Here is a 7,754-nt window from a genome sequence, read left to right on the forward strand (position 1 = left end):
ACGGCCGTGGCGCGGGGGCGTCACGGCCGTTTCATGCCGGGCGGCGCGGGTCATGCGTGCTGGTAGGCCACCAGTGAGATGCCGATGTAGTGGGCGACGAACGCCGCGAGCGTGAGGGAGTGGAAGACCTCGTGGAAGCCGAACCACTGCGGCGACGGGTTCGGGCGCTTGAGTCCGTAGACCACGCCGCCCAGGCTGTAGAGCACCCCGCCGACGATCACCAGGACCAGCACCGCGACGCCGCCCGAGCGCATGAAGTCGGGGAGGAAGAAGACGGCCGCCCAGCCCATCGCGATGTAGCAGGGGGTGTACAGCCAGCGCGGGGCGCCGACCCAGAACACTCTGAACGCGATCCCCGCCACCGCGGCCGCCCAGACCGCCCACAGAAGCACCCGCCCGGTGGAGTCGGGGAGCAGGAGGAGGGTCAGCGGGGTATAGGTGCCCGCGATGATCAGGAAGATATTGGCGTGGTCGAGCCGGCGCAGTACGGCTGTGGCGCGCGGGCCCCAGTTGCCCCGGTGGTAGAGGGCGCTCACTCCGAAGAGCAGGCAGGCGGTGAAGGCGTAGATGCCGCAGGCGATCCGGGCGCGGGTCGAATCGGCCTGCGTCGTGAGGACGACGCCCGCGACGAGGGCGGCGGGGAACATGCCCGCGTGCAGCCAGCCGCGCAGCCTGGGTTTCACCGGCGGGGGGTCTATCTCGGTCACTTCGGACCCGGCTGCAGTCATGACAGAAATGTTACCGACGCGTCCGTGACGACCGAGCGCGAGTGGCAATGCTCACGTGAGAGGCCCTCTGGACATATGCGCACAAGGCACGGATGATCAGATGAGTGCGGTCGGCACCGGATGAGCGCCAAGAGATTCATGCAGTGAAGCATCCGGGTCGCAGCCCCCACGGGGCAGACAACCCAAAACCCCTCAACAAGGAGCAATCGTGGCGCGCGGTAATGCGGCTCCCACCACCGTCCCCACCGACCACCAGGGGCTCATCTCCTGGGTCGACGAGATCGCAAGCATCACGCAGCCGGACAACGTCGTCTGGTGTGACGGTTCAGAGGCCGAGTACGAGCGTCTGTGCGAGGAGCTCGTCGCCAAGGGCACGTTCCGCAAGCTCGACGCCGTCAAGCGTCCGAACTCGTACTACGCCGCATCCGACCCGACCGACGTCGCGCGCGTGGAGGACCGCACCTTCATCTGCTCCGACAAGGAGGAGGACGCGGGCCCGACCAACCACTGGAAGGCCCCCGCCGAGATGCGGGACATCTTCACCGGCGAGAAGGGCATCTTCCGCGGCTCCATGAAGGGCCGCACGATGTACGTCGTGCCCTTCTGCATGGGCCCCCTCGGCTCGCCGCTCTCCGCCATCGGCGTCGAGATCACCGACTCCGCGTACGTCGCCGTCTCCATGCGCACCATGACCCGGATGGGCCAGGCGGTCCTCGACGAGCTCGGCCAGGACGGCTTCTTCGTCAAGGCCGTCCACACCCTCGGAGCCCCGCTGGAGCCCGGCCAGGAGGACGTCCCCTGGCCGTGCAACTCCACCAAGTACATCTCGCACTTCCCCGAGTCGCGCGAGATCTGGTCGTACGGCTCCGGCTACGGCGGCAACGCCCTCCTCGGCAAGAAGTGCTACGCCCTGCGCATCGCGTCCGTCATGGCCCGCGACGAGGGCTGGCTCGCCGAGCACATGCTGATCCTCAAGCTCACCCCGCCGCAGGGCGAGGCCAAGTACGTCGCCGCCGCCTTCCCGTCCGCGTGCGGCAAGACCAACCTGGCGATGCTGGAGCCCACGATCTCCGGCTGGACCGTGGAGACGATCGGCGACGACATCGCCTGGATGCGGTTCGGCGAGGACGGCCAGCTGCACGCGATCAACCCCGAGGCGGGCTTCTTCGGCGTCGCGCCCGGCACCGGCGAGCACACCAACGCCAACGCCATGAAGACCCTGTGGGGCAACGCCGTCTTCACCAACGTCGCGCTCACCGACGACAACGACGTGTGGTGGGAGGGCATGACCGAGGAGGCGCCGAAGCACCTCACGGACTGGAAGGGCAACGACTGGACGCCGGACTCCGACACCCCGGCCGCCCACCCCAACGCCCGCTTCACCGTCCCCGCCTCGCAGTGCCCGATCATCGCGCCCGAGTGGGAGGACCCCAAGGGCGTGCCGATCTCGGCGATCCTCTTCGGTGGCCGCCGCGCCACCGCGGTCCCGCTGGTCACCGAGTCCTTCGACTGGCAGCACGGTGTCTTCCTCGGTGCGAACGTCGCCTCCGAGAAGACGGCCGCCGCCGAGGGCAAGGTCGGCGAGCTGCGCCGTGACCCGTTCGCCATGCTGCCGTTCTGCGGCTACAACATGGGCGACTACATGGCCCACTGGATCAAGGTCGGCAAGAACGCCACCGACCAGTCCAAGCTGCCCAAGATCTACTACGTGAACTGGTTCCGCAAGAACGACGCCGGCAAGTTCGTCTGGCCCGGCTTCGGCGAGAACAGCCGCGTCCTGAAGTGGATCGTCGAGCGCCTGGACGGCAAGGCCGAGGGCGTCGAGACGCCGATCGGCATCCTGCCGACGCGTGAGGCCCTCGACACCGACGGCCTCGACCTGCCGGAGGAGGACCTCGACTTCCTGCTGAAGGTCGACACCGAGGTCTGGCGCGAGGAGGCCGCGCTGATCCCCGAGCACCTCAACACCTTCGGCGACCACACGCCCAAGGAGCTGTGGGACGAGTACCGCTCGCTGGTCGCCCGTCTGGGCTGACCTGACGGACCTCGTGGCGGGTCAGCCCGACATCCGCCCTGACCTGTGGGTTCACGAATGACCCGCCGCGATGCAATCGGCCCCCGGAGTCCCCTCAGGCTCCGGGGGCCGAACTTTCACACCCTTCTTTTCGAACCCCTGTGCAGAACGTGTGCACGGCAGTTACATTCCCCTCACGTGTCCCTCTCCTCACGGAGGGGGCCAATCACGCCTGTGGGGGGCTCAGTTGAGTACATCCGTACGATCCGTACGTTCGCGACGACGCGTCACATCCACGCTCGTCGCCCTCTCGCTCACACTCGGAACGGCCGGCCTGGTCGCGGCCGCCGCACCCGCCGCGTACGCCGCCGACGCGAGCGAGGTGGTCGCCAAGCTGCCGATCTCCTCGTACTCCGCGATGGTCGTCGACTCCGCGCGGGAGCGCGTGTACATCGCGGACAAGCGGTCCTACTACTACAACGACAAGGGCCAGGTCCTCGTCTACACCTTCCAGGGTCAGCAGGTCGGAACCCTGACCGGCGCGAGCCCGGTCACCGGTCTCGCGCTGAGTGCCGACGGCGCGACCCTGTACGCCGGCGAGCGCGAGTCCATCGCGGCGTACGACACCGGCACGCTCCAGCTGACCGGCCGGACCCCGGCCTACAGCGACACGTGTGGGCGGGAACTCGCCTTCTCGGGCGGCAAGCAGTGGCACACCAGGGCGAACGCGTACTACCAGTCCGAGTGCGCGTACGCCGTTCACGACCTCGACTCCGTCAGCGGCGGCACCTACAACGTCACCGGCTGGAACGTCACCGGCCGGATGCTGCTGGAGGCCGGCGCGGGCGCCCAGAACCGTCTGTTCATGGGCCAGGTCAGGAACGAGAAGGCCACCGACCCGGCCCTGACGTCCTTCGACACCAGCGGGGAGAATCCCGTACGCGGCGACTCACGCCGCTTCGCGGACGCCGAGGGCAAGGGCGGCCTGGACCTGAAGGACCTGGCGGTCAGTGCGGACGGCACGCGCCTCGCGGTCGCCGACGCCGCCCACGGCACCCGGCTGCTGAACTCCGGTGACCTTCTCGACGCCCCGACCTCCTACCAGCCGCTGCCCGAGGGCGCGGTGTCCACCGCCGTCGCCTTCAGCGGCGACGGCACGTACATCGCGCGCGGCGCCTCGGCCACCGGCTCCACGCCCGACCTGCTGATCCAGCCCGCCGACCCGGCGAACGGCACCACACCGCTGGAATTCGCCTACGAGGGCGACCTCGACGGCAACCGTGTCGTGCCGCGCGGCCTTGAGTGGTCCGCCGACGGCTCCCGGCTGTTCGCGCTCACCACCAACGCCGCGGGCGGCGCTTTCTGGCTGCACATCATCCAGCCGCCGGCCGCCCAGTACGACGCCCGCTTCACCGGTGGTCTCACCTCGACCCCCGGCCAGGCCGTCGTCGGCGAGCCGGTCGGCATCCGGGGCCGCCTGGAGCTGGACGGGCCGGCGCCCGCCGAGCCGGTCAGGATCGCGGCGGTACGCACCGACGCGGACGGCACGCGCAAGCTCGCCGCCGCCGACGTGGCCGCCGACGGGACCTTCACCGTGCTCGACGTGCCCGCACGGGTGGGGGAGTCGACGTACACCCTGTCCTTCCTCGGCGACCTCACCCACCGCCCGGCCGAGGACGTCAGCCTGACCGTGTCCGTGGCCAAGGCTCCGAGCGCGCTCACGCTCACCGCGCCCGCCGAGGCGTCCAAGAGCGCGGGCCTGGAGATCACCGGCAAGCTCACGGCGCAGGGGCCCGCGCTGCCCGCCGGGATCACGCTCGGCGTCCAGCGCAGCGACCGGCTCGGCACGGGCACGCTCACCTCGGTGGCGGTCGCGGCCGACGGCACGTTCCGGATCAACGACCTGCCGCGGGTGCGGGGTTCGGTGACGTACACCGTCAGCTACGCGGGCGACGAGGTGCACGCGGCGTCGACCGCCGAGGCGACGGTATGGGTACGCCGCTGACGCGGTGCGGATGAGTGGCAACCCGGTCCGCGCCCTCATCGGGCGCGGACCGGGGCCGTCAGAGGGCGCCGACCGGGCGGAGCTGCTCCAGTGCGGCGGTGTGCGCGTCCATGCGCTCGGCCGCCAGGATCGCGGCGGCCGTGTCGGCCCGGGAGGCGGCGACGACCAGGGCACGGCCCGCGAGGGTGTGGGCGCGGCCGTGCAGGGACACCGGGTCGGCGCCGGTGAGGCCCGCGTGCCGGGCGGGCGGGGCCCCGCGCAGCCGGGCGACCTGCTGGGCGATGCGCTCCGCCGCCGCGTCGTCCCCGAGCTCGTCCGTGACGGCGAGCAGGGCGGCGAGGTGTCCGGCGAGCTGGATGTCCAGCTCTTCCTCGCGGGAGCGGTGCGGGATGCGGTCCTGGGCGTCGTCGGCCATCCGGTGGACCGACTTGGTGCGGATCGGTTCGTACATGGGACGGCCTCCTGCTCTTGGACAGGAGACCATCCTACCTTGGATTCTGTCTAAAGTTGAGTTGACTACATGTACGGAGGTCAGTGCTGGCTGTAGCCGTCCAGGAAGTTCCCGATCCTGGTCACCGCGTCCGCCAGATCCGCGGCGTTGGGGAGCGTGACGATCCGGAAGTGGTCCGGCTCGTGCCAGTTGAAGCCCGTCCCGTGCACCACCATGATCTTCTCGGCCCGCAGCAGGTCCAGGACCATCTGCCGATCGTCCTTGATCTTGTAGACGTCCGGGTCGAGCCGCGGGAACAGGTACAGCGCGCCCTTCGGCTTCACGCACGTCACACCCGGGATCTGCACCAGCAGCTCGTACGCCACGTCCCGCTGCTCCAGCAGCCGCCCGCCCGGCTGCACCAGCGCCTCGATCGACTGCCGCCCCTGGAGGGCGGCGGCGATCGCGTGCTGTGCCGGCATGTTGGCGCACAGCCGCATGTTGGCCAGGATCGTCAGGCCCTCGATGTACGACGAGGCGTGCGCCTTCGGCCCGCACACCGCCAGCCAGCCACTGCGGTAGCCGGCCACCCGGTAGTTCTTCGACATCCCGTTGAAAGTCAGCACCAGCAGGTCGGGCGCGATCGCCGCGGTCGGCGTATGGGTGGCACCGTCGTACAGGATCTTGTCGTAGATCTCGTCCGAGCAGACGACCAGGTTGTGCCGCCGGGCGATCTCGGTCAGCCCGCGCAGCATCTCGTCGTCGTACACCGCACCCGTCGGATTGTTCGGGTTGATGATGACGAGGGCCTTGGTCCGGTCGGTGATCTTGCGCTCGATGTCGGCGAGGTCCGGCATCCAGTCGCTCTGCTCGTCGCAGCGGTAGTGCACCGCCGTACCGCCCGCGAGGGACACGGACGCCGTCCACAGCGGGTAGTCCGGAGCCGGTACGAGGACCTCGTCGCCGTCGTCGAGCAGCGCCTGCATGGCCATCTGGATCAGCTCGGAGACACCGTTGCCGAGGTAGATGTCCTCGACCGACAGCGGGATGCCCTTGGTCTCGTAATGACTCATGACCGCCCGCCGCGCGGACAGCAGTCCCTTCGCGTCCCCGTATCCGTGCGACTCTCCGAGGTTGCGGAGCATGTCCTCGAGGATCGCGGGCGGGCACTCGAAGCCGAAGGCGGCGGGGTTGCCGGTGTTCAGCTTCAGGATCCGGTGACCCGCAGCCTCCAGCCGCATCGCCTCCTCGAGCACCGGGCCCCGGATTTCGTAACAGACGTTGGCGAGCTTCGTGGACTGGATCACCTGCATGTCGCGAGCTTACGGCGGTGGCGGGTGGGGCGCCTCGTGTTTTGTGCCACTTCGCCCCCGCGCGAAGGCACCCTTGATCGCCCCGAACCGGTACGGGCATCATCGGCGGATGGGCGCTCTGGGACGTTTCGACGGATACGGCGTGATGGTCACCGGTGCGGCACGCGGGATCGGTGAGGCGACGGCACGCAGATTCGCGGACGAGGGCGCCCGGGTGCTGGTCATCGACATCGACGAGGACCTCGCGCGGGAGGTGGCCGGGACGGCCCCCGGGGCGGTGGCGTACGGCTGCGACGTCGCCGACCGCGCGGCCGTCGAGGCGGCGGTGGCGTACGCCGCGGAAACCTTCGGCCGTCTGGACGCCCTCGTCAACAACGCCTTCGCGCGCACCCCGGACGCGCCGCGCTTCGAGGACGAGGACGACGAGACCTGGCAGCGGTCCCTGGACGTCACGCTGGTCGGCGCGTTGCGGTGCTCACGGGCGGCGCTGGGGCACCTGGCGGCCTCCGGGCGCGGCGCGATCGTCAACATCGGGTCGGTCAACGCCGAGCAGGCCTTCGGCGGCCACGCGTACAGCGCCGCCAAGGCCGGGCTCACTTCGCTCACCCGCACTCTGGCGGCCGACGCCGCCCCGCGCGGCGTCCGCGTCAACCAGGTCAACCCCGGCACGATCCGCACCCGCGGCTGGGAGGGCCGCGAGCACGAGCTGGAAGCCCTGGCCGACCGGGTCTACCCGCTGGGCCGAGTGGGTGAACCCGGGGACATCGCGGCGGCGGTGGCGTTCCTGTGCTCCCCGGACGCGTCCTGGATCACCGGTACGACTCTCCGCGTCGACGGCGGCCTCCTGGCGGTGAACACCGGCTTCGCGCGGGCCCTCGCGGACGACTGACGGCCCGCGCGGGCGGGCGGTCCGCCCGCGGGCGGACCGGCTGGGGCCGGTGGGTCGGGGTCGGGGCGGGGTGCCGTGCGGCGCGTGGCAGGTCGGTTGCTGCCGGTGGGCCAGGGTCGGGGCCCCTCCGGGCTCACCTCCTCGCCGTCGGCGGGGCACCGAGCCGGTCTCGTGGCCGTATCTCGCCGCCGATCGTCCCCCTACGCCCTGGAGGCGTGGGGGGACCCCCAGCGGGGGCGACCCTGCACGGCCCCTTCTCGCCGTTCTTCCAAAGACCACCGGCCCGCAGTCGGGTCCAGGGTCACCGCCGCCGACGCCGCGGGGGCGGCACGCCTCCCTGGCCGGGCCAGGCTGACGCAGTCGATCCCCTTCAAG

The 7,754-nt window shown here is 70.5% G+C and carries 6 protein-coding genes; 3 read left to right on the plus strand and 3 right to left on the minus strand.

Annotated features, from left to right (window positions below; genetic code table 11):
* Positions 1 to 50 precede the first annotated feature (50 nt).
* Entirely contained in the window at positions 51 to 728 is a 678-nt protein-coding gene (gene trhA, locus ABT360_RS09805) for a PAQR family membrane homeostasis protein TrhA (RefSeq protein ID WP_351813360.1), read from the minus strand.
* A gap of 208 nt (positions 729 to 936) precedes the next feature.
* Here trhA and ABT360_RS09810 point away from each other — a divergent pair, with 208 nt between their 5' ends.
* Together ABT360_RS09810 and ABT360_RS09815 are read left to right on the plus strand one after the other, a co-directional pair.
* On the plus strand, positions 937 to 2,763 hold the full coding sequence (locus ABT360_RS09810) for a phosphoenolpyruvate carboxykinase (GTP) (protein WP_351813362.1): 1,827 nt from the start codon (positions 937 to 939) through the stop codon (positions 2,761 to 2,763).
* A gap of 226 nt (positions 2,764 to 2,989) precedes the next feature.
* Positions 2,990 to 4,747, plus strand: coding sequence for an Ig-like domain repeat protein (locus ABT360_RS09815; RefSeq protein ID WP_351813364.1), 1,758 nt, complete (start codon positions 2,990 to 2,992; stop codon positions 4,745 to 4,747).
* 58 nt (positions 4,748 to 4,805) lie between these two features.
* Here ABT360_RS09815 and ABT360_RS09820 read toward each other — a convergent pair whose 3' ends face one another.
* Both ABT360_RS09820 and ABT360_RS09825 read right to left on the minus strand, forming a co-directional pair.
* Positions 4,806 to 5,198, minus strand: coding sequence for an SCO4983 family protein (locus tag ABT360_RS09820; protein ID WP_351813366.1), 393 nt, complete (start codon positions 5,196 to 5,198; stop codon positions 4,806 to 4,808).
* Between the two features lie 80 nt (positions 5,199 to 5,278).
* Positions 5,279 to 6,490, minus strand: a complete 1,212-nt coding sequence (locus ABT360_RS09825) for a pyridoxal phosphate-dependent aminotransferase (protein ID WP_351813368.1) — start codon at positions 6,488 to 6,490, stop codon at positions 5,279 to 5,281.
* A gap of 109 nt (positions 6,491 to 6,599) precedes the next feature.
* Here ABT360_RS09825 and ABT360_RS09830 point away from each other — a divergent pair, with 109 nt between their 5' ends.
* Positions 6,600 to 7,379 (plus strand): SDR family NAD(P)-dependent oxidoreductase, encoded by a 780-nt coding sequence (locus ABT360_RS09830; RefSeq protein WP_351813370.1) that lies wholly within the window; start codon positions 6,600 to 6,602, stop codon positions 7,377 to 7,379.
* Positions 7,380 to 7,754: the final 375 nt, after the last annotated feature.

This window comes from Streptomyces sp. NPDC000229 (assembly GCF_040300825.1).
GTDB lineage: Bacteria > Actinomycetota > Actinomycetes > Streptomycetales > Streptomycetaceae > Streptomyces.